Source organism: Desulfovibrio piger (assembly GCF_900116045.1).
Classification (GTDB): Bacteria; Desulfobacterota; Desulfovibrionia; order Desulfovibrionales; family Desulfovibrionaceae; genus Desulfovibrio; species Desulfovibrio piger_A.
Window position 1 is genome coordinate 1,777,780 of sequence record NZ_LT630450.1, and the last position, 21,851, is coordinate 1,799,630.

Annotated in this window: 20 protein-coding genes; 7 read left to right on the forward strand and 13 right to left on the reverse strand. The window is 65.9% G+C overall.

Features of this window, described 5'->3' with window-relative positions; genetic code table 11:
- The first annotated feature begins 713 nt into the window (after nt 1–713).
- Both DESPIGER_RS12930 and mgtE read left to right on the forward strand, forming a co-directional pair.
- Nucleotides 714–866 (forward strand): hypothetical protein, encoded by a 153-nt coding sequence (locus DESPIGER_RS12930; protein WP_156831665.1) that lies wholly within the window; start codon nt 714–716, stop codon nt 864–866.
- Nucleotides 867–1,406: 540 nt separating this feature from the next.
- The gene (gene mgtE, locus DESPIGER_RS08125) at nt 1,407–2,789 is read left to right on the forward strand and encodes a magnesium transporter (protein ID WP_072335389.1); all 1,383 of its coding nucleotides are present in this window, start codon (nt 1,407–1,409) and stop codon (nt 2,787–2,789) included.
- Nucleotides 2,790–3,073: 284 nt separating this feature from the next.
- Here the strand turns inward: mgtE and cysK are convergent, their stop codons facing one another.
- A complete protein-coding gene (gene cysK / locus DESPIGER_RS08130) occupies nt 3,074–3,991 on the reverse strand; it encodes a cysteine synthase A (protein WP_072335392.1) in 918 nt (305 codons plus the stop codon).
- A 178-nt stretch (nt 3,992–4,169) separates the two neighbouring features.
- Here cysK and DESPIGER_RS08135 point away from each other — a divergent pair, with 178 nt between their 5' ends.
- The 4 genes from DESPIGER_RS08135 (at nt 4,170) to DESPIGER_RS08150 (ending at nt 8,944) form a co-directional block, all read left to right on the forward strand.
- On the forward strand, nt 4,170–4,628 hold the full coding sequence (locus DESPIGER_RS08135) for a nuclear transport factor 2 family protein (protein WP_072335395.1): 459 nt from the start codon (nt 4,170–4,172) through the stop codon (nt 4,626–4,628).
- Between the two features lie 190 nt (nt 4,629–4,818).
- The gene (locus tag DESPIGER_RS08140; RefSeq protein ID WP_072335398.1) at nt 4,819–5,973 is read left to right on the forward strand and encodes a mandelate racemase/muconate lactonizing enzyme family protein; all 1,155 of its coding nucleotides are present in this window, start codon (nt 4,819–4,821) and stop codon (nt 5,971–5,973) included.
- Nucleotides 5,974–6,008: 35 nt separating this feature from the next.
- Complete coding sequence (locus DESPIGER_RS08145) at nt 6,009–7,010, forward strand: TAXI family TRAP transporter solute-binding subunit (protein ID WP_072335401.1); 1,002 nt, start codon at nt 6,009–6,011, stop codon at nt 7,008–7,010.
- Between the two features lie 95 nt (nt 7,011–7,105).
- A complete protein-coding gene (locus DESPIGER_RS08150; protein ID WP_231927548.1) occupies nt 7,106–8,944 on the forward strand; it encodes a TRAP transporter permease in 1,839 nt (612 codons plus the stop codon).
- Between the two features lie 101 nt (nt 8,945–9,045).
- Here DESPIGER_RS08150 and DESPIGER_RS08155 read toward each other — a convergent pair whose 3' ends face one another.
- From DESPIGER_RS08155 to DESPIGER_RS08210, 12 genes are all read right to left on the reverse strand, one after another.
- Nucleotides 9,046–9,804 carry a GntR family transcriptional regulator gene (locus DESPIGER_RS08155; RefSeq protein ID WP_072335407.1) on the reverse strand — a complete coding sequence of 253 codons (759 nt, stop codon included), beginning with the start codon at nt 9,802–9,804 and terminating at the stop codon, nt 9,046–9,048.
- 176 nt (nt 9,805–9,980) lie between these two features.
- Nucleotides 9,981–10,409, reverse strand: a complete 429-nt coding sequence (locus DESPIGER_RS08160; RefSeq protein WP_072335410.1) for a TOBE domain-containing protein — start codon at nt 10,407–10,409, stop codon at nt 9,981–9,983.
- Between the two features lie 411 nt (nt 10,410–10,820).
- Nucleotides 10,821–11,681 carry an FAD/NAD(P)-binding protein gene (locus DESPIGER_RS08165; protein ID WP_072337654.1) on the reverse strand — a complete coding sequence of 287 codons (861 nt, stop codon included), beginning with the start codon at nt 11,679–11,681 and terminating at the stop codon, nt 10,821–10,823.
- A 448-nt stretch (nt 11,682–12,129) separates the two neighbouring features.
- Nucleotides 12,130–13,182 (reverse strand): 4Fe-4S dicluster domain-containing protein, encoded by a 1,053-nt coding sequence (locus DESPIGER_RS08170; protein ID WP_072335413.1) that lies wholly within the window; start codon nt 13,180–13,182, stop codon nt 12,130–12,132.
- On the reverse strand, nt 13,179–14,627 hold the full coding sequence (locus DESPIGER_RS08175) for a hydrogenase iron-sulfur subunit (RefSeq protein ID WP_072335416.1): 1,449 nt from the start codon (nt 14,625–14,627) through the stop codon (nt 13,179–13,181). Before DESPIGER_RS08175 ends, DESPIGER_RS08170 begins: the two co-directional genes overlap by 4 nt.
- The gene (locus DESPIGER_RS08180; protein ID WP_072335419.1) at nt 14,615–16,576 is read right to left on the reverse strand and encodes a CoB--CoM heterodisulfide reductase iron-sulfur subunit A family protein; all 1,962 of its coding nucleotides are present in this window, start codon (nt 16,574–16,576) and stop codon (nt 14,615–14,617) included. The genes DESPIGER_RS08175 and DESPIGER_RS08180 overlap by 13 nt, the downstream gene beginning before the upstream one ends.
- Entirely contained in the window at nt 16,573–17,493 is a 921-nt protein-coding gene (locus DESPIGER_RS08185) for a CoB--CoM heterodisulfide reductase iron-sulfur subunit B family protein (protein ID WP_072335422.1), read from the reverse strand. Before DESPIGER_RS08185 ends, DESPIGER_RS08180 begins: the two co-directional genes overlap by 4 nt.
- Complete coding sequence (locus DESPIGER_RS08190; protein ID WP_072335425.1) at nt 17,490–18,074, reverse strand: 4Fe-4S dicluster domain-containing protein; 585 nt, start codon at nt 18,072–18,074, stop codon at nt 17,490–17,492. Before DESPIGER_RS08190 ends, DESPIGER_RS08185 begins: the two co-directional genes overlap by 4 nt.
- 151 nt (nt 18,075–18,225) lie before the next feature.
- The gene (gene aroQ / locus DESPIGER_RS08195; protein WP_072335427.1) at nt 18,226–18,675 is read right to left on the reverse strand and encodes a type II 3-dehydroquinate dehydratase; all 450 of its coding nucleotides are present in this window, start codon (nt 18,673–18,675) and stop codon (nt 18,226–18,228) included.
- Between the two features lie 15 nt (nt 18,676–18,690).
- Entirely contained in the window at nt 18,691–19,539 is an 849-nt protein-coding gene (gene aroE / locus DESPIGER_RS08200) for a shikimate dehydrogenase (RefSeq protein ID WP_072335431.1), read from the reverse strand.
- A gap of 52 nt (nt 19,540–19,591) precedes the next feature.
- A complete protein-coding gene (locus DESPIGER_RS08205; protein ID WP_231927549.1) occupies nt 19,592–19,978 on the reverse strand; it encodes a rhodanese-like domain-containing protein in 387 nt (128 codons plus the stop codon).
- Nucleotides 19,979–20,047: 69 nt separating this feature from the next.
- The gene (locus DESPIGER_RS08210) at nt 20,048–21,244 is read right to left on the reverse strand and encodes a pyridoxal phosphate-dependent aminotransferase (RefSeq protein WP_072335435.1); all 1,197 of its coding nucleotides are present in this window, start codon (nt 21,242–21,244) and stop codon (nt 20,048–20,050) included.
- Between the two features lie 138 nt (nt 21,245–21,382).
- Here DESPIGER_RS08210 and DESPIGER_RS08215 point away from each other — a divergent pair, with 138 nt between their 5' ends.
- The gene (locus DESPIGER_RS08215; protein ID WP_072335437.1) at nt 21,383–21,835 is read left to right on the forward strand and encodes an MbtF; all 453 of its coding nucleotides are present in this window, start codon (nt 21,383–21,385) and stop codon (nt 21,833–21,835) included.
- The last annotated feature ends 16 nt before the right edge of the window (nt 21,836–21,851 follow it).

Genomic DNA, 21,851 nt, shown 5'->3' on the forward strand with positions numbered 1-21,851 from the left:
CCCCCGCAACGCTGCCGCCGATGCCCGTAGCTTCCTGCGTCGCAACGGGCGCTCCCCTCCGGGTCGCCATCCGGTCGCATCTCTGCTGGCGATGCCCGTAGCTTCCTGCGTCGCAACGGGCGCTCCCCTCCGGGTCGCCATCCGGTCGCATCTCTGCTGGCGATGCCCGTAGCTTCCTGTGTCGCAACGGGCGCTCCCCTCCGGGTCGCCATCCGGTCGCATCTCTGCTGGCGATGCCCGTAGCTTCCTGCGTCGCAACGGGCACTCCCCTCCGGGTCGCCATCCGGTCGCATCTCTGCTGGCGATGCCCGTAGCTTCCTGCGTCGCAACGGGCACTCCCCTCCGGGTCGCCATCCGGTCGCTGCCTCCCCCTCAAACATCCCCTTTCCCGGCGCGCGTTGCCTGCCTGTGTCCTGAAACGGGACACAGGCTTTTTCTGTTTTGCGGCATTTTCCCCCCGCGCTCCTCCTGCACGCGTCAGAGACCCGCTCCCTGTCCTGCCCTCATGGCTATCCCGGCTTTTTTGCTGGACTTTTATCCCTGTCTGTGCCATAGGAAACGGGCCGTCGACCTGACGGCCATGTCACGCAAGGAGTTCCCATGTCATCCGACAGTCCCCTCCCTTCCAGTAGCCAGGTATCTGTCCCGTCACGCTGACCGCCTGCCTTGCGTCCCCCTTCCCGCAGGCAGTGCCAGCCCTGCGAGGAGGTCCCATGTCCCGTTCCCGCATCTTCCTGCCGGCCGTCCGGCAGCACGTCCCCGTCCGTGACCGGATCCTCGTCCGGGCACGCCGTCATGTCCTGCATCCTTCCCGCTCGTCCATCCCTGTCATGGGCCGGACATCCGTGATGCGCGCTGCCTGCTGACAGGCCGTCACCTTCCTTTCGCCGTCCTCCGCCGGGCCCCGTCCCGCGGGATGGCCTTTCCCTCATCGTTCATCGTTGCCTGCGGCGCCAGGCCCGCATGGGATCATTCTGCGGCAATGGCCTGCGCACCTCCTGTACCGGTGCGTAACGGCATGCCCGCCGTCATGCCGTGCGTCTACGTCCGCCGGAAAGGCTTTTCACGAACCCCTCTGACCAAAGGAGCCGACGCATGGACAGTCACCCTGCCCCCCTCCCGTCGTCCGCTGCCGCGCCTGCTTCCGCACGCGCCTGCCCCCGTCATCCCAACCCTGGTGAGGTCTGTCATGATCCTCAAACAACCACAGCAGGCCCGCCGGGCCGCCCTGGGCGCCACCGTCCATGACCCGGACCTGATCCATTCCGTACCCCGGACGCATAACGGCTTTCTCCTCTTCCGTGCCCGGCCCCATGACCCCGGATCGCGGACAGCCTTCGGGCGGCGCCTGCCGTCCTTCTGCTGCCGTCCCCATCCCGCACGCTGAAGAAAAAAGGAGAATGCCCATGATCCGCGAGAACCTGCTGCGCACTGTGCGCGACCTGTCCGCCCGCCACGACACCACGGCCTTTGCCGCACTGGCGGAAAGCGTTCATCCCTCCGACATGGCCGAGGCCCTGGAGAGCCTGAAGAGCCGTGATGCGGCCCGCCTGCTGCCCTGCCTGAAGGCCGGGACGCTGGCCGACGTGTTCGTGTATTTTTCTGAGGAGCACCAGAGCCGCCTGCTGCGGGAACTGCCCCGCGAGACCGTGGTGGCCCTGTTCGAAGGCATGGCCGCCGACGAGCGCGTGGACCTGTTCCACGACCTGGACGCGGCCGCCCGCCAGCGTCTGCTGTCCGCTCTGGCCCACGGCGAACGCGAGGACATCCTGCGCCTGGCCGCCTATGCCGAAGGCAGCGTGGGTTCGGTGACCACCTCGGACTATGTGTCCGTGCTGCCGGACATGCGCGTGGCACGGGCCCTGGCCCATGTGCGGGCCACCGCCGCCGGCAGGGAGACCATCTACGTCATCTATGTGCAGGACAGGGAGGGGCATCTGTGCGGCACCCTCTCCCTGCGCGACCTGCTGCTGGCCGATGATGCCCTGGCCATCAGGGACATCATGCGCCGCGACCCCGTGTTCGCACGGGCCCAGTGGCCCCGGAGCAGGGCTTCCGAACTCATCGGCCGTTATGACCTGCTGGCCCTGCCCGTCATCAACGGTGGAGAAAAGATGGTCGGCATCGTCACCGTGGACGACGCCATGGACATCGAAAAGCAGGAAGACGCCACCCAGCTGGCCCGCTTCGGCGGCACGGTCGGCAGCGACGACACCGATCTGGACATCCTGGCGTCCCCCTTCCGCACGATGTTCCGCGTGCGCGTGTTCTGGCTGGTGCTGCTGACCCTGTTCGGCGTCGTCACCAGCACCTTCGTGGCCGCGCAGGAAGAGATATTGTCACAGGTCATCGTGCTGGCGGCCTTCATCGCGCCCATCGTGGACATGGGCGGCAATGCGGGCAGCCAGTCGGCCACCCTCGTCATCCGGGCCATGGCCCTGGGCGACGTGCGCCTGTGCTGGCAGGACGTCTGGCGCGTGGTCCGGCGCGAGCTGCCCGTGGCCGCCGCCCTGGGCCTGGTGGTGGCCGGCATGGAGACCGTGCTTGCCCGGTTCTCCAAGGGCATCGGTCTGGACGTGCTGCTGGTGGTGGGCCTGAGCATGCTGGTCTGCACCGTGCTGGGCGGCATCATCGGTGTGCTCCTGCCCTTCGCGGCCCGGCGCATGGGCACGGACCCCGCCACCCTGTCCTCGCCCCTCATCACCTCCGTCATGGATCTGGTGGGCGTGTTCATCTACTTCGCCTTCGCCTATGCCTTCCTGGGCGACCTGCTGCGGCAGGCGGGATAAGGGCGCCGCACGGGAACGTCCGGGAAGGGCGGGGACGCCCCCTGCCATGTCCTGCCGGGGCCCCCGGCGCCGCTGCGCACTGTCCGCAAGGCCCCTGCATCGCCAGCGGGCACGGCGTTGCGGACTGCCATGCGGCCGCCCTGAGGCGGGGAACATCTCCCGCAACGCCCTCCCGGCCTCGTGCAGCCGCACAGGTGCCGCCCAGGCCGCAAAAAAAGCCCCCTCGGTGAGGGGGCTTTTTCTGCGGCGTATCACACGGAGGCCTTGAGGGCTCCCGACCGGGGCTAGTCCTGGCGGAACAGGGGCGTGGACATGTAGCGTTCGCCGGTATCGCAGGCAAAGGTCACGATGTTCTTGCCCCGCATCTCGGGACGGGCGGCCACGCTGAGGGCGGCCAGCACGTTGGCGCCGGTGGAGATGCCCGCGCACACGCCCTGCAGGCGCATCAGGCGGCGTGCCGTGGTCATGGCCTCTGCCGTGGGCACCTGGATGATCTCGTCCAGCAGGCCGCGGTCCAGGATGGCAGGCACGAAATTGGCCCCGATGCCCTGGATGCCGTGCTGCCCGGCCTGCCCGCCGGAAAGGACGGGGGATTCCGCCGGTTCCACGGCCATGACCTTGAAGCCGGGGATGTTCTCCTTGAGAAAGCGGCCCGTGCCCGTGATGGACGAACCGGAACCCACGCCGGCCACCAGCACGTCCACATGGCCCACGCTGTCGGCCAGGATCTCGGGGCCGGTGGTGAGGTAGTGGGCCTCCACGGCCAGCGGGTTGGAGAACTGCCCGAACAGCAGGCCGTTGCGCTCCTCCGCCAGGGCTTCCGCGACCTTGATGGCCCCCTTCATGCCTTCGGCGGCCGGGGTCAGTACCAGTTCCGCGCCCAGGGCATGCAGCAGGTTGCGGCGCTCCACGCTCATGGAGTCGGGCATGGTCAGCACGCAGTGCAGGCCCCGCACGGCAGCCACCAGGGCGATGCCGATGCCCAGATTGCCGCTGGTGGCCTCCACGATGGTGCCGCCGGCTTCGATGTCGCCCCACTCCATGGTCTTGTCGATCACATGGAAGGCCACGCGATCCTTGATTGATCCCCCGGGATTGCGGTTTTCGAGCTTGAGCCAGACCGTACCGGGCAGATCTGCGCCGAGGGCGTTCAGACGCAGCAAAGGTGTTCTGCCGATGCTTTGCAGAATATTGGTGAGCATGCTGTATCCTTGCTAAGGGTCAGGGAATAAAAGGAAGGATATCAGTATAGGCCAGCCCGGCACGTTTTGCAAATCGGCGCGCCGGCGGGCAGGGAGCGCTGCTTGACAGCCGCCATGTTGCCCCGTACCGTTTGTCATGACAGGCATCGTCCACCCCCGTCCCAAAGGAGGCTACATCATGAAGCTGTTCCGCATGTTCCTTGTTTTGCTGGCCCTGAGCCTGACCTTTGCCGGTGCCGCCCTGGCCCGGGCCGATGTGACCGAGCTGTATGCGGAGGCCCTCATGACCGGTGATGTGGAGTCCCTGGACAAGCTCCTGGCCCCCAATTACTGGCATGTCAGCGCCAATGGCCATATCCAGGACAAGGAACACTTCCTGGCCAGCATCAAGGCCAGGAAGCTGGTCATCGACCGTATCCGCCTCAGCAACATGCGCAGTACCGTCATGGGTGACGTGACCCTGGTCACGGCCAACGGCGAGCTCAAGGGCTCGGCCACGCCCCCCCTGCCCCAGGGCCTGATGCGCTACACCCTGGTCCTGAACAAGGACGGCAAGGACACCCGGATCGTCCTCTTCCAGGCCACGCCCGTGGTCCCTTCGGACGACTGCCGTGACGGCAACTGCGCCATCCGCTGATCCCTTCCCGGACCTGATACCTCAAGGCTGCCTTTGGGCAGCCTTTTTTGTTTTTTGGTGCGTCCTCCCTGTGTACGAAAAAATTTCATAAAAAATGCGCCCCCGGCGGTTGACATCATATTGATACTATGAATAGTATCAATATACCAATTAGAAATCATTTTCTTCCACATCAGCAAGGGGGAAGACCATGACGACAGATCTGGCAATGGCCCCGGTGCGCTCCGCGGAGATCGCCGTTTTCAGGGCGCCCATCGAAAAAGCCGTCCGCACCTCGTTCGGCATCATGCACGACAGGCCCGCCGTCCTGCTGCGCCTGGAGGACGAGGATGGCACGCACGGCTGGGGCGAGGCCTGGTGCAACTTCCCCTCCTGCGGTGCCGAACACAGGGCCCGCCTGCTGGAGACGGCCATCCTCCCCAAGGTCATCGGCAAAGCCTGGAGCAGCCCGGCGGCCCTCTCCGCGGATGTGGCCGGGCAACTGGAAGTCCTGCGCCTGCAGGCCGACGAACCGGGCCCCATGTCCCAGGCGCTGGCCGCCCTGGACATCGCCCTGTGGGATCTGGCCGCCCGCCGTGCGGGCCGTCCCCTGCACCGTTTCCTGGGCGGCCGCGGTGACGGCTCCATGCCGGTCTACGCCAGCGGCATCAACCACCCCGGCATCGCCGAAACCATCAGGCGCACCCGTGCCGAAGGCTACCGCTGCTTCAAGATCAAGATCGGGTTTTCCGAGCAAAGCGATGCCGCCAACCTCGAAGAGGCCTTCGCCACCCTGCTGCCGGGCGAAGAGCTGGCCGTGGACGTCAACCAGGCCTGGACGCGCCGGCAGGCCCTGGCGGGCTTTGAAAAACTGCGGCACTGGCCGCTGCTCTGGATCGAGGAGCCCCTGCGCTGCGACAGCCCCGTGGAGGACTGGGCGGCCCTGGCCGCCGCGGCGCCCCATCCGCTGGCCGCGGGAGAGAACATCCGCAGCCATGCCGATTTTTCCGCCGCCATCATCCGTCGCCATCTCGGCGTCATCCAGCCGGACATCTGCAAGTGGGGCGGCCTGAGCAACTGCCTGCCGGTGGCCCGGGCCGTGCTCAAGGCGGGCCTGCGCTACTGCCCCCACTATCTCGGCGGCGGCATCGGTCTGCTGGCCTCCGCCCACCTGCTGGCGGCTGCGGGCGGGGACGGCCTGCTGGAAGTGGACTGCAACCCCAACCCCCTGCGCGAACTGCTGGCCCGTCCCTTCCCGGCCGTGCGGGAAGGCCGCATCACCCTTTCCGATGCGGCGGGGCTCGGCGTGGAACCCGATCTGGATGCTGTGGAGAACCTTGTGACCTACCGGGCCGAATGCCGCTGAATGCCTGCACGTCCCGTCATCTACAGGAGGCGATCATGAAGCGTTTTCTTACCTGCCTTTGTCTCGTCGTCATGTCCCTGGCCCTGTGTTCCGGCCTGGCCGGAGCCGCCGAAAAAGTCAGGATCAACCTGTTGAGCACGCCTTTCGGCACCGGGAGCTACGTGCTGGGCACGGCCCTGGAGAACATCGTCAACAAGGGGGACTACCCCATCCTCATCTCGCATGCGGAAACGCCCGGCCAGGCCTTCAACGTCAACAAGCTCAATGCCGATGCGGCCGCCCGCAAGAACACCGTGGGCACGGCCTCCAAGGGCATCAACTGGCTGGCCGCCCAGGGCAAGAAGCCCTTCCCGGCCAAGCGTACCCCGCTGCTGCTCATCGGCAGCTACACCTATACGGCCACCTGGCTCGTCACCGCGGACGACGCCATCAAATCCATCAGCGACCTGCGCGGCAGGCGCATCGCCATGGGCCGCATCCCCCAGGCCATCTGGGGCTACGAGCCCGACGCCCTGCTGCGCTGCGGCTATTCCGACGATTTTTACAAGAGCCTGTCCATCCAGTATGTGGGCACGGGCGAAGCCGCCACGGCCCTGGTCAACGGCCAGGTGGACGCCGCCACCATCGGCGGCTACATGGACCCTGTCAGCGGCAAGTTCTCTCCCGCGCCCCAGACCGTGGAAGTGATCGCCTCCGGGCGCGACCTGCACCACCTCGACTGGACGGAAGACGCCGTCAAAAAGACCGCCGCCAGGGACATCCCGCTGATCCCCTTCAGCGTGCCCGCCCATTCCGTGGAAGGGCAGACCGCCCCCATCTTCATCGGGGCCGATACCCACGGCCTGTTCGCCCATCCCGACTTCCCCGAAGAATACGCCTACATCCTGGCCAAGGCCATGATCGAGAACATCGACGCCTTTGCCCAGTACCACGCCCTGGGCGCCCTGATGAGCCGTGAAGGCCTCATCAAGGGCTGGAGCCCCGAGCAGATCCACCCCGGCGCCCTGCGCGCCTACAAGGAAGCGGGCCTGCTGTAACCGACACTCCCCTGGGCCGGGCCGCTCCGGCGGCCCGGCAACACATCCCGGAGACCATGGAGACGACTATGAGAGCGGGAGAACTTGCATCCAGCATGATTTTTCGTGGCGGCGCTCTGGCTATGGTGCTTTACCACGCCGTTGCCTCCCAGTACCTGTATTTTTCGCAGTGGGAACACCAGACCATCCACTTTTCCTTCCTCTTCCTGCTGATCTTCATGAGCTACGCACGCAAGACGTCCAGCAAGGCCGTCAAGTTCCTGCTGTATGCCTGCATGCTCGTGACCCTTGCCTGCTGCGCCTACGTCTACCTGAATACGGAAGAACTGGAGATGTCCCAGGGCTTCCCCACCCAGGCGGCCGTCATCGTCGGCATCTGCCTCATGCTGGGCACGGCCCTGTGCACCTGGCTGAGCTGGGGCCTGCCGCTGCTCATCGTGGCCGTGGTCTTCGTGGCCTATTTCTTCCTCGGGCACATGCTCAGCGGCCCGCTCCATCACCCTGTCTTTTCCTTTGATTATGTGGTCTCCATGCTCAGTGTGGGCCTGTCCGGGCTGTATGGCCTGTTCATGTCCATCAGCGCCGACCAGGTCTTCCTGTTCGTGGTCTTCGGCTCGCTGCTGGGCATCTTCAAGGTGGAAGGCCTGCTCATGGAAGCCGGCAAGATCCTGGGGCGCCGCCTGCGCGGCGGGGCCGGGCTCACGGCCGTGTTCTCCAACTCCCTCATCGGCATGGTCTCCGGCGCTCCCGTGGCCAATGTGGCCATCACGGGCCCTTTCGTGCTGCCGTACATGAACCGCTCCGGCTACAACGTGGATGAAGCCGGCGGCATCCTGGCCTGTTCGGCCACGGGCAGCCAGCTCATGCCCCCGGTCATGGGCGCGGCCGCCTTCATGATGGCGACCTTCATCGGCCAGCCCTATGCGGTGGTCATGCTGGCGGCCATCCTGCCCGCCGTGCTCTTTTATTTTGCCGTGGCCATGGGCGTGCAGTTCCTTTCCGTACGCAAGGACCTGAAGACCGTCCAGCTGGATGTGGACTGGGGCCTGATCCGCCGCCGCGTGTTCATCTTCATCATCCCCATCGGCCTGATCTTCGCCATGCTCCTGCTGCGCTACAGCCCGGCCAATACCGCCTTCTGGGCCAGCATCGTGACCCTGGTGGCGGGCTTTGCCGTCAAGGACACCCGCCCCGCCTGGAAGGAGCTCATCCAGTCGCTGGTCAGCGGCGCCGTCACAGGGGCCAAGATCGGCATCTCCCTGGCGCTCATCGGCATGGTGGCCCAGACGCTCATCTCCACCGGCCTCGGCAGCAAGCTGGCCAGCCTCATCCACATGCTGGCGGGCGGGCACCTGTTCATCGCCCTGGTGGTGACCATGATCGTCTCGCTCATCCTGGGCTGTGCCGTGCCTCCGGCGGCTGCCTACGCCCTGTGCGCCATCATCATCATTCCCACCCTGACCCCCATGGGCGTGGCCCTGCTGCCGGCACATATGTTCTGTTTCTACTTCTCCATCATCGCAGCGGTCACGCCCCCGGTGGGTCTTGCCTCCCTGGCGGCCACGGGCATTTCCGGCGGCAATTACGCCATCACCAGCGTCCACGGCTTCCGCCTGTCGCTGAGCGGCTTCATCCTGCCCTTCCTGATCGTGTACAATCCCCTGTTCTCCCTTGACTTCAGCAACCCGGCCTGGTCCGTCTGCTCCCTGCTGTGCATCCTGGCAGGCCTGCTGAGCCTGGATGCCCTGCTCTACGGCGCCATGGTGCGGATCTTCGGGCCCGTGGACTACCTCGTGTCCCTGCTGGTCTGCGCGGTCTCCTTCTGGCTGACCGTCTACGGCGGCGGCCTGGCCGCCCCCCTGCTGCTGGGCCTGACGGCGGCCGTACTGGCCCTGCTGACGGGCCATGTCATCTGGCAGCGCCGGACGGCATAGGCACGTTTTCTCCTCCTTCCCCCAAAACAGAAGGGCCCCGTACTGTGTGTACGGGGCCCTTCCGCTGCCGGGGCCCGGCTCGCAGGAGACCGGCCGCGGCCTCAGCGGACAAGGTCTATCTCGAACCGCACCCTGTCACCGGGGTGCACCATGCTGGCGGCATAGACCACCTTGCCGCTTTTATCGCAGGCAAAGCGCTCCACCTGGGCCACGGGCATGCCGCAGGCGATGCCCAGATGGTGGGCCGCTTCGGGCGAGGCGATGCCGATGGTCAGGATCTGCCGGGCCGTGGCCACATCGACGCCCAGCTCGTCCATGACGGGGATGACCGTCGTGGCGTCAAAGCGCTCCGGGGCCAGGTCGTAGATGTCCTTGTCCAGATAGAGGTCGATGAAGGCAAAGCGCACGCCGTCCTTGATGTGGACGCGCTTCATGTACTGGTAGCAGGCCGCGGGGAGCCCTTTCTGCTCACCGGTGAGCAGCGGACAGGCCGTCACTTCGGCCGCCGCCAGCAGTTCCACACTGGCCCCTTCGATGCGCTTGACAAGGGCGCTCCAGGACGTCCGCATGCTGGTGCAGGGGCGCAGGGGCAATTGCCGGGCCACATGCGTGCCGCGCCCCTGGCGGGCCTCCAGATAGCCTTCGCTGACCAGAAGCTGCACGGCCTGGCGGGCCGTCACGCGGGCCACACCGCACAGGGTGGCCATCTGCTGCAGGGTCGGCAGCTTCTCGCCGGGGTGCAGGCCCTTGTCCAGGATCGCCTGACGCAGCTGGTCGGCCAGCTGCTGATAGAGCGGCGGGCCGGGGTGGCGGAACCGGATGGGAGGCAGCGTAGTGTCGAGACAGGATGCATTCTTCATTTCACAGACCTTGGAGCAAGCAGTATGCCTTGTCATAGCCGAATTCTGCCCAAAGTCAAAATCCGCTCCCGCCTGCGGGGCCCCGGTGCGGGAGCGCTTTCGCGGCAGCCCGCCGGACATGCAAAAAGGGCCGTCCCCCGGGGACGGCCCTCAGCAACGGTCAGGATCGTGCGGAACTACTTCTTGACGGCCATGATCACGTTGGTGGCCTTGACGATGGCGGTCACCTTGCTGCCTGCGGCCAGGCCCAGCTTGTTGATGCTGCCCATGGTGATGATGGAGGTCATCTCGCCGTCGGTGCCCAGGTCCAGCACCACTTCGCCGTTGACGGCGCCGGGGGTCACGCTCTTCACGGTACCGCAGAACTGGTTGCGGGTGGAGAGGATGTACTGGTCGGCATCGTTCATCAGGATGACCATGCTGGCCTTGACCAGGGCGCAGGCTTCCTTGCCTTCGACCAGGCCCAGGCGCTGGGTGCTGGCCTTGGTGATGGAGGCCACCAGTTTGGTGCCGGAGGGCATGGTCAGTTCGATCTCATCATTGACGGCACCGGGGCGCACAGAGCTGATGGTGCCCCAGAACGTATTGCGAGCGCTGGTTTCCATATTGTGTTTCTCCTTATGTCGGTGGGAGGTTACGTCCTCACGCAAGGGGGATATACGCACGAGGCAAGGCAGTGTAAAGGGCGGAGGAACGTCCCCGGATGGAAATTCACGCTTTCAGGCAAGCAATTTTCAGGAAAATTTACCAGTTAAGAAAAAACAAATTATTTCATCATGTTTAAAGTACGAGTTATGGCATGGTATCACACCAAGAGTGATGTGATGGCCATACAATCGTGATATTGCTTCCCTGCGCCCGCGGAATCACGGCATTTGCCTCCCGGCCCGGGCAAAGGGGCCCCGCAAGGCCCTGTCCGCCATCCTTTTCCGCCGCAGCGGCCCGCTCCCGGACAGGGCGCAAAAAAAGGAAGGGGCCCGAAGACCCCTTCCTCCATACACAGCGGGGATGCCGGCCTACAGTTCAGGCGGCAGTTCCTTGAGCTGGGCCATGGTGAACACCGGGCCGTCCACGCAGACATAGTGGCTGCCGATGTTGCAGCGGCCGCAGATGCCGATGCCGCACTTCATGCGCTTTTCCAGCGTGGTCACGATGTTCTCGGGCTGGAAGCCCAGTTTTTCCAGGGCCTGCAGGGTGAACTTGATCATGATGGGCGGGCCGCAGAGCACGGCCACACAGTTGTCCGGGCTGGGGTTCAGCTCGGTCAGCACGTTGGGGATCAGGCCCACCTTGTGCGGCCAGCCTTCGTAGGGATTGTCGATGCAGAGCGTGCAATCCAGGTCGGGATTGGCCAGCCAGCCGTCCAGCTCGTAGCTGAAGGCCATGTCGCGCGGCGAACGGGCGCCGTAGAGCAGGCTCACCTTGCCGTAATCGGCCTTGTGCTCCAGCACATGCAGCATGATGGTGCGGATGGGGGCCATGCCGATACCGCCGCCCACGAAGAAGATGTTCTTCCCCTTCCAGTCGTTGTAGGGGAAGAAGTTGCCCAGGGGAGCGCGCACGCCCACCTTGTCGCCGGGGTTCAGGCGGTGGATGGCGGAAGTCACTTCACCGGCCTGCATGACGGAGAACTGCAGGTACTCCTTCTGCGAGGGCGGGGTGTTGATGACGAAGGTGGATTCACCGGCACCGAACACCGAAAGCTGGCCCACCTGGCCGGGCTCATAGGTGAAGGCGGCCATCTGCTCGGGATCGTCCAGGACCACGCGCAGGGTCTTGATGTTGCCGGTCTCCTGGATGGTCTCCACCACCGTGGCCAGCATGGGCTTGTACGGGTTGCCCGCCTGCTGGGGACGGGGCGTGATCTCGCGCAGCATGCCGCCGTCGGCACGGGGCTTGAGGACGGCAGGCCTGGCGGCCGGTTTGGCTTCCGCCGCAGGGGCGGGAGCTTCGGCGGGCTTTTCGTCGGCCTTGGGGGCTTCGGCGGGCTTTTCCGCCGCCCTGGGGGCGGCTTCGGCAGCCTTGCTCTTGCGGGCACGGGCGGGTTTTTCCTCAGCCACGGCGGGAGCCTGGGCAGGCTCGGCCACGGCGGGGGCTTCGGCCTTCACGGCTTCGGCCGGCACCGGGCTGTCCTTGACCACGGGCGCATGGCTTTCCTTCAGCACGGGGCTGTCCGTGCCGCGCACGGCCACTTCCGCGGCGTCTGCCGGGACAGCCGCGGCGGCAGCCTTCCTGGTCCTGGCTGCGGGCTTGGCGGCAGGCTTGGCGGCGGCCTTCGTGCTTTTGCTCCGGGTGGTGGTTTTCTTGGTAGCCATGAACGAACTCCTACTTGTTGATGGCATCGAGCACGATGGCGCGGATATCCAGATGCACGGGGCAGTTGCTCACGCAGCGGCCGCAGCCGTTGCAGGAGAAGGCGCCCCAGTTCTCGGGATAGGTGGCGAACTTGTGCGACACGCGGTTGCGCATGCGCAGGGCCTTGGCCGTGCGGGGGTTGTGCCCGCTGGCCTCACGCGTGAACAGGGGCGACATGCAGTTGTCCCAGGTACGCAGACGGCGGCCCTCACGGCCGTTGAGGCCGTCGCCTTCGTCGGTGATGTTGAAGCAGTAGCAGGTGGGGCAGAAGTAGGTACAGGCCCCGCAGGACAGACAGCGGTCGGTCTCCTGCTGCCAGAACTCCACATCCTCGAAGCGGGCGGCCACCTTGGCCGGAGCTTCGGCCAGGCTGGGCGCCTTGTCCAGGCTGGCCCAGGCGGCCTTGCGGGCGGCCTCGGCATCGGCAAAGCGGTCGGCGCCGTCGGCCAGGCTGCTGCCTTCCAGCAGGGCCGCGCCCTTGTCGGTCATGGCCTGCAGCACATAGCCGCCTTCCACTTCGGTCATCAGCACGTCGGAACCTTCCGGCGAGGTGGGACCGCCGCCCACCCAGTGGCAGAAGCAGGTGCTGCAGCCGCTGGGGCAGGTCAGGGTGATGACGGTGAGCTGGTCACGACGGGCCTTGTAGTACGGGTCCGCGAAGGGGCCGTGCAGGTAGGGCCGGTCCAGGGTCACATAGCCGCGGGCGTCACAGGGACGGCTGCCGAAGACCACGGTGGGCTCGGCCTGCGGCGTATCGTCCAGGGTCATGGTGCATTTGCCCGGATCATTGGGATCCTTGGTCTTGCTGTAGCGCACCAGCACTTCGCACTGGGGCAGCACGGCTTCCTTGGCGGGCACGGTGGCCTTGGACAGGGTGAAGGGCTTGCCTTCCTTCCAGGGCTCGAACACGACCGCGGTCTTGTTGCCCGGCTTTTCTACCGGGGCCAGCACGCGGGCGCTCTTGGAGAGGTGAGCCAGAAAGGCGGGCAGGCCGTCAGCGGTGACGAAACGGGTTATGCTCATTTCCACTCCCTCTCATGGATGTTCTTTTCTTCCAGCTCATAGCCCAGCAGCGGCGGCACGGCCTCGGGGTCCATGCCGGCCTTGTAGCCGTCGAAGAGCTGGCTCACGGCACGACCGATCTGCTGGCGCAGGGCCAGGATCGGGATGCCCACGGGGCAGGCCCGCTGGCATTCGCCGCAACCGGTGCAGCGGCCGGCCAGGTGCAGGGCGTGGATGGTCTGGAAGTACAGTTTTTCGCGCACGCTGTCTTCCTGGGTCATCCAGTGGGGATCACGGCTCTCGGCCACGCAGTAGTCGCGGCACACGCACATGGGACAGGCGTTGCGGCAGGCGTAGCAGCGCAGGCAGCGTTCCATCTGGCCGCGCCAGAAGGCCATGCGTTCGGGCAGGGTCATGGAATCCAGCAGGGCCAGCTCGGGCGGCGTGCCGGGGGTGCCTTCCACCGTGGTGGGCGCACCGGCCAGGGTGTCGGCCAGCTGGGCCGTGGGCATGGTGCAGCCGTAGCATTTGCCCTGGGCGCATTCGGTCATGCAGAAGCGGTGTTCCTTGCCGTCGGCGGTGACGGTCACACCGGCCTCGTCATAGACCACGCTGTCGATCCCGTTGTAGCGGCCCAGTTCCTTGTCCACGCGGGCCATGTCCAGGGTGCCTTCGCAGGGCATGGCGAAGATGGTCACGTCGTCGCGGTTGATGAGGTTTTCCTGCAGCAGTTCCACCACGGAGCGGGAGTCGCAGCCCTTGACCACGATGCCCACCTTCCTGCCCTTGAGGCTGGGCAGGTAGGTGGCCGGATTGTTGACGTTGAAGGGGCCCCAGACCAGCTTGTCCACGTCTTCGGGCGTGCGCATGAACAGCGGCACCGTATGCACGGCGTCGTAGCCCTGCTGCCAGCCGATGACGCAGTCCAGTTCGGGCAGCTTGGCCTTGATGGCGGCCTTGAGCTCGTCCAGCTTGGCGTTCTGGCCGGTGCCCAGCGGACGCAGGGACGTGAGGGCCATGTCCACCACCTTGAGCAGCGGCTCGGGATCCTCGAAGCGGGGCGCGGGGCCCAGCTTGTGGATGCGGTCGGTGAAGGTGGTCACTACATGCTGCCAGCGCTGGCCTTCGGAAGCCGAGACCCAGGTGTACTCGAAGCGGCGGTCGTCGATGCCCAGCACGGGCAGGAACTGCTTGAGCACTTCCAGACGGCGGCGGGCATAGTAGTTGCCGGCGGAATAGTGGCAGTCACGCGGGTGGCAGCCCGACACCAGCACGCCGTCCGCGCCGTTGAGCAGGGCGCGCACGATAAACAGCGGGTCGATGCGGCCCGAACAGGGGACACGGATGATACGCAGGTCGGTGGGCTGGGTGGCACGGGCGACCCCGGCGGTGTCGGCACCGCCGTAGGAACACCAGTTGCAAAGAAAGCCTACGATCCGCAGTTCTTTGCCATTCAGCACTGGCATAAGGCATTCACCTCCGCAAGGATCTGATTGTCAGTAGCGTGCGAAAGCTGGATGGCCCCCTGCGGACAGGTGGAGGTACACACACCGCAACCCTGACATACGGTTTCGATAACCTGCGCCTTCTTCTCGCCGCGGAATTCCACTTCCGTGATGGCGCCGAAGGGGCAGCAACGGATGCACTTGCCGCAGGCCACACAGCGCTTGTTGTCCACCTGCGCGATCTGCGGGTCATTTTCAAGTTTGTCGCGGGCAAAGAGCGCCAGCACCTTGGCCGCGGCGGCCGAGCCCTGGGACACCGACGAGGGGATGTCCTTGGTGCCCTGGCAGACACCGGCCAGGAACACGCCGGCGGTGTTGGTCTCCACGGGCTTCAGCTTGGGATGGCTCTCCATGAAGAAGCCGTAGCTGTCGTAGGAGATGCGCAGCTTCTCGGCCAGCTGCGGGGAGCCCTTGCTGGCTTCGATGCCCACGGCCAGGACCACCAGGTCGGCGCGGATCTCCACGGGCTGGCCCAGCAGGGTGTCCACGCCCTTGACGATGTACTGGCCGTTGCCGTCGGGGTAGATCTTGGACACGCGGCCGCGGATGTATTCCGTGCCGTATTCCTCGATGGCCCGGCGGGTGAACTCGTCATAGAGCTTGGATGGGGCACGGATGTCCATGTAGAAGACGTAGGACTGCGAGGTGGGGATGTGGTCCTTGGTCAGCACGGCCTGCTTGGCGGTGTACATGCAGCAGAAGCCCGAGCAGTAGGGACGGCCGATGGACTTGTCGCGCGAGCCCACGCACTGGATGAAGACCACGCTCTGGGGCTCCTTGCCGTCGGAAGGACGCTTGATGTGGCCTTCGGTGGGGCCCGAGGCGGACAGCAGGCGTTCGTACTGCAGGGAGGTGATGACGTCGGGGTACTTGCCGCCGCCGTACTGCTCGTAGATGGTCCAGTCCATGAGGTCGTAACCGGTGGCGGCCACGATGCAGCCCACTTCCTCGGTGACGACCTCGTCCTGCATGTCGTACTTGATGGCGCCGGTGGGGCAGACCTTGGCGCACACGCCGCATTTGCCCTTGGTCATCTGGCGGCAGTATTCGGGATTGATGACCGCCTTCTTGGGGATGGCCTGCGGGAAGGCGATGTTGATGGCCGTGGTGGGACCGGTGAATTCGTTGAAGGCGTCGGGCGTCTTCTTGCTGGGGCATTTTTCCGTGCAGGCGCCGCAGCCGGTGCACAGGCTCCAGTCCACATAGGTGGCGCGCTTGCGGATCTTGACGGTGAAGTTGCCCACATAGCCGGAGACGTCTTCCACTTCCGACATGGCGTACAGGGTGATGTTGGGATGCTGGGCCACGTCCACCATCTTGGGGCCCAGGATGCAGGCCGAGCAGTCCACGGTGGGGAAGGTCTTGTCCAGCTTGGCCATCTTGCCGCCGATGGTGGGCTGGCGTTCCACCAGCACCACGGGCACGCCGCCGTCGGCGCAGTCCAGGGCGGCCTGGATGCCGGCCACACCGCCGCCGATGATGAGCACGCGCTTGTTGATGTCGAAGGACTTGGAGAACAGCGGCTTGTCGTTGCGCAGCTTGGCAACGGCCATCTCCACCAGTTCGGCGGCCTTGTTGGTGTTGGCCACCTTGTCCTTGCCGATCCAGGAGACGTGCTCGCGGATGTTGGCCATCTCGAACATGTAGCGGTTCAGGCCGGCGCGTTCCACGGTGCGGCGGAACGTGGGCTCATGCATGCGCGGGCTGCACGAGGCCACCACCACGCCGTCCAGCTTGTGCTCGTGGATGGCCGCTTCGATGGCGGCCTGGCCGGGCTCGGCACAGGAGTACATGAGGTCCACGGCGTAGACCACATCGGGATAGGCTCGGGCCGTCTCGGCGACCTTGGCGCAATCAACGGTGCCGCCGATATTGCTGCCGCAGTGACAGATGAAAACGCCTATTCTCATGCTTTATCTCCTTCGGGGGCCTGGGCCTTCTGGGCGTCCTCGCGCTGGGTGTCGAGGATGCGCTCCACCAGGGCGTTGGCGCTGACCACCAGCTTGTCGAGGCCCAGTTCGCTGGGCAGCATGCCGAAGGCAAGGCCCATCATCTGGGTGTAGTAGAGCACCGGCATATGGAAATAGCGGTCCACGCCCTTCATGGCCTGTTTCTGGCGCAGGTCCAGGTTCATCTGGCACAGGGGGCAGGCCACCACGATGGCGTCGGCGCCCATGTTGGTGGCCACTTCGAGGATGCGGCCCGACAGCTGCGCCGTCATGGGACGTTCCGGGATGCCGAAGGAGGCGCCACAGCATTCGGTCTTGAGCGGGAAGTCCAGCATCTCGGCGCCGCAGGCGCCCAGCAGCTCTTCCATGAGGGTGGGGTTCTCGGGATCCCCGAACTGCATGAGTTCCGCCGGGCGGCTCATGAGACAGCCGTAATAGGCCACCAGCCTGAGGCCGCGCAGGCTGCGCTTCACATGGCTGGCGATGGCCTTGGCGTCGTACATCTGGGCGATGCCCTGCATGACGGAGGTCACGGGCGGGAAACTCTCGGCCGCGGGGTTGTCCAGCAGCTCGTTGACGCGGGCGCGGAACTCCGGCTTTTCCATGCGTTTGGCCGCATGGCGCAGGTTGGAGAGGCAGCTCGGACAGGGCGTCACCACCATGTCGGCCTGGGTGCGGGCGGCGATGTCCAGGTTGCGCACGCACAGGGCCGCGGAAAGTTCGGTATCCACCGCATGGGCGGGCGTGGAACCACAGCAGTTCCAGTCGGGCAGCTCTTCCAGCCGCATGCCCAGGGCGCCGCACACGGCCTGGGTGGACATTTCGTAATCGGCCGAGGAGCCCTTGGCCGAACAGCCGGGATAGTAGGCAAGTCTCATGGGCGCACCCCCTCACGCTTGGCGCGTTCCTTGTAGCGGGTCATGATGCGGCCCACAGCCTCGGCGCCGCCGTTGGGAATGGAATGGGGCCTGAAGCCCAGCTTCTGCTTGGCCAGGGCCTGGGGAGCCAGGTCCACGTCCGTGAAGACGCGCAGGGAGCGCAACATGTACAGGACCATGGTGCCGATCTCGTAAGTCCGCCCGAACTTGCGCACGGTATCAAGGAAGGAAAACCAGAACTTTTCCACCTTGGGCACGGCCACGCGCCCTTCCTTGCGGGCCATGTGGCGCAGGGTCTCCATGACCTCGGCCACATCGATGTTGTTGGGGCAGCGAAGGCTGCAGGTGGAACAGGACAGACACATCCAGATGGAGCGGGAATTCAGCACCTGGTCTTTCAGGCCCAGTTGCACGCCACGCATGATCTGGTTGGCCTGCAGGTCATAGACGAAGCCCGCGGGACAGCCAGCCGAGCAGTTGCCGCACTGGTAGCAGGTGGAGACGTTTTGCCCGCTCTGCGCTTCCACCGCGGCGGTGAAGTCGCGGTCACGCTTTCGGGTCAGATCAATGGCGTCGTTCATGGAAACTCTCAAGGTTAGAGTCTGAAGGACAAAGACATACCAATTTGCAGCAGACTAGCGCGTCTGCATGAAAAAATCCAGCCAAAGCGCACATGTTTTTTACGGGCTGCAGCGTTCGCAAAGTCTTGGCTGGCGGGCATTTTCCGCCACGTCAGGCATCCTGGCGATCCAGCAGCGAGCAGGCCGCGCGCAGGCCCAGCAGGTAGCTGTCCACACCGAAGCCCGCGATGCTGCCCGCGCTGACCGCGGACAGCACCGAATGGTGACGGAAGGCCTCGCGGGCGTGGACGTTGGACATGTGCACCTCCACCACCGGGATGGACAATATGCCCAGGGCATCCATGATGGCGTAGCTGTAGTGGGTCCAGGCCCCGGCATTGATGACGATGGCGTCCGTGCCGTCCTCGAGGGCCGCGTGGATGCGTTCCACCATCACGCCCTCGTGGTTGGTCTGGAAGGTCTCCAGCGCCACGCCCAGCTCTTCGGCCAGCCCGCGCAGGGCCGCGTCGATGTCGGCCAGGGTGGCATGGCCGTAGTGCCGGGGGTCACGTTTGCCGAACATGTCGAGATTGACGCCGTGGAGGACGAGGATCTTGCGCATGGTATCCCTCCTGACTCAGGCGCGCGCGGCGCCCAGCTGATGTTCCAGGGCCCGGCGGGCGGCCTGCGGCATGTCCTGCCCGGTCCAGAGGCGGAACTGGGCCTCGCCCTGGCGGAAAAACATCTCCAGGCCGCTGATGGTGGCCCAGCCGCGGGCCTGCGCCTCACGCAGGAACTGGGTGCGCAGCGGGTTGTAGACGATGTCGTAGGCCACGGGCACACAGCCGTCCGCCGGGGCCGGGGCCCGGTCGAAATCATAGGGGCTCCGGTCCTCGGCCTTGCCGTGCATGCCCAGGGGCGTGGTGTTGACCAGCAGCGAGGCCGCCACGTCATGGCGCCCGGCCCAGGGCACGGCCGTGACGCCGAAGCGCTCCACCAGCGGCGCATGGGAACGGTCGGAAGGCGTGGTCACGAAGATGCGGCGGCAGCCGTGCAGCCACAGGCCGCAGACCACGGCGCGGGCGGCCCCTCCGGCGCCCAGCACCAGGACGGGCGCGGCCGGGTCGAGGCCGCGCTCCAGCAGGGGATGCATGAAGCCGGTCACGTCGGTGTTCTCGCCGCAGAGCCGGCCGTCCTGCCAGTACAGGGTGTTGGCGGCGCCCATGAGCTCCACGCGCTCGCTGCGGCGGTCCAGCAGGGGCAGGACCGCCACCTTGTGCGGCAGGGTGACGGAGCAGCCGCGGATGCCCAGCAGGCGCATGCTGTCCACGAACTGCGGCAGTTTTTCCGGGGGCAGCTCCCAGAGCATGTAGGCCGCGGGGATGCCCAGGGCCTGGAAGGCGGTGTTGTGCAGCAGCGGGCTCAGGCTCTGGGCCAGGGGCCAGCCGATGACGCCATAGAGGGAAGAGGGGATGAAAGCGGACATAGGGCGATTTCCATGTGAGGAGAAGGGGGCACGGACGGGGCCGTGCGGGACGTCATTCTTCGGGCAGCCCGGCGGCCCGCCAGGCGCGGAAGCCGTCGGCAAGGTGCAGCACGTCGTCCCGGCCCCACTGCCGCAGCAGGCGCATGGCCTGCCCGGAACGGTTGCCCGAACGGCAGTAGAGCAGGACGGGCGCGTCCCCGCGCGCCAGGGTTTCCAGCCGCTGCCGGAAATCCGGGGCGAAGAAATCCAGGTTGCGGGCGCCGGGCAGATGCCCGTCCCGGAACTCTTCCGGGGTGCGGATGTCCAGCACCACCAGACCGGCGGGCGGCCGGGCCAGCACCTGCCGGGCCTCGTCCGGGCCGATGTCGCGGGCCGGGACGCCCGCGGCAGGCAGCAGGAGGCAGCCCAGCAGGATCAGAAGGGGAAGGAGACGGGACACGGCACCTCCGGGAAGACGCGGAAGACAAAAAAGGCGGGAAGGCGCACGCCCTCCCGCCCACAGGGGACATTACTTGCCGGCCACCGCGGCGTAGGCGCGGGCGAAGCCTTCGGCGGCATTGCGGATGACGCTCTCGTCCACGCAGAAGGCCAGGCGGAAATAGCCGGGGCAGCCGAAACCGGAACCGGGCACGGCCAGCACGCGTTCTTCCACCAGACGGTTGACGAAGGCCACGTCGTCGCCGCCGGGGGCCTGCGGGAAGAAGTAGAAGGCCCCGGCGGGCATCTGGAAGCTGTAGCCGGCATCGGTCAGCACCTCGGCCATGGCCTGACGGCGGCGGGCGTAGACCTCCACGTCCACCTGGCTGCCCAGGGCGGCGGCCATGATGTGCTGGCCCACCACGGGCGGGTTGACGAAGCCGAGGATGCGGTTGGTCAGGGTCAGGCCGGCCATGAGCCTGGCACGGTCGGCCAGCTTGGGCGAAACGGCCACATAGCCCACGCGCTCGCCGGGCAGGGACAGGTTCTTGGAGAAGGAGCTGATGACCACGGCGTACTGGTACAGGGGCAGCACCGAGGGCACTTCCACGCCGTCATAGGTCAGGAAGCGGTAGGGCTCGTCGGCGATGAGCCAGATGGGATGGCCGTACTGCTCGCTCTTGTTCTCCAGCAGGCGGCACAGGGAGGTGACGGCCTTGCGGCTGTAGACCACGCCCGTGGGATTGTGGGGCGAGTTGATGAGCACCACGCGGGTCTTCTCGTCGATGGCCTCTTCCAGGGCGTCCAGGTCGGGCTCGAAGGTGCCGGGCCTGCTCATGACGGCCTGGAGGCTGCCGCCGTGGTTGGCCACATAAAAGCCGTATTCCACGAAATACGGGGCAAAGGTCAGCATCTTCTCGCCGGGATTGATGACGGCGCGCAAAAAGGCATTGAGGCCGCCGGCGGCACCGCAGGTGAGCAGCACGTCATTGGCCTCCAGGTCCACGCCCTGCTCCTTGCTCAGATGGGCGGCCAGCTGCTCGCGCGCCCAGGGGAAACCGGCATTGGGCATGTAGCCGAAGGCGAAAGGTTCACCGGCGTGTTCGGCAAAACGGCGCAGGCCCTCGCCCACGGCGGCGGGGGCGGGCAGGTCGGGATTGCCCAGGCTGAAGTCATAGACGTTCTCCGCACCGTAGCGGGCTTTCAACTGGCCGCCGGCCTCGAACATGCGGCGGATCCAGGAGGCATTTTCCAGATAGCCGGAAACGCTTTCTGCAAGAAGGGACATGGGGTTCTCCTGAGTTGTTGTCCACGCAATCCTGGCGGCGCACACGGGGCTCGTCAGACTGCTGATCCTATTGTCATTCTGGTGACTATCCAGTATAGCTTGCGAAGGCTGGAAATAGCAAATACCCGGAGGCCCCCCATGCGCAAGCGTTTTTCTGGAAAAAACCTGTACCGTGCCCCGCTCCTGCTGGGCGCGACCCTGATGCTCTCGGCCTGCGGCCTGTGGCAGGACAGCAGCGAGCCCCCCGCCCAGCCGGAAACGCCCCCTGACATGCAGGTGGAAGTGAAGCTGCGCTCCCTGCACCGCTGCTCGCGCATCTCGCCCGAGATGGTGGTCACCAACGTGCCCAGGGGCACGGACTATTTCGATGTCCGCCTGCTGGAGAACGAGCCGCAGGAACGCCTGATGGGCGGCGGCAGCTGGGAGAACGACGGCACCGGCATCATCCCCGAAGGCGCCCTGACGCGGGTCTATACCGGCCCCTGCCCGCCGGCGGGCCAGAGCCGGCAGTACACCTATGTGATCTCCGCCATGTCCCACAAGGACAAGCAGCCCCTGAGCGTCCGGGTCTATCCCTTCGTCCAGGAATAGACAGGGGGGTCCTCCC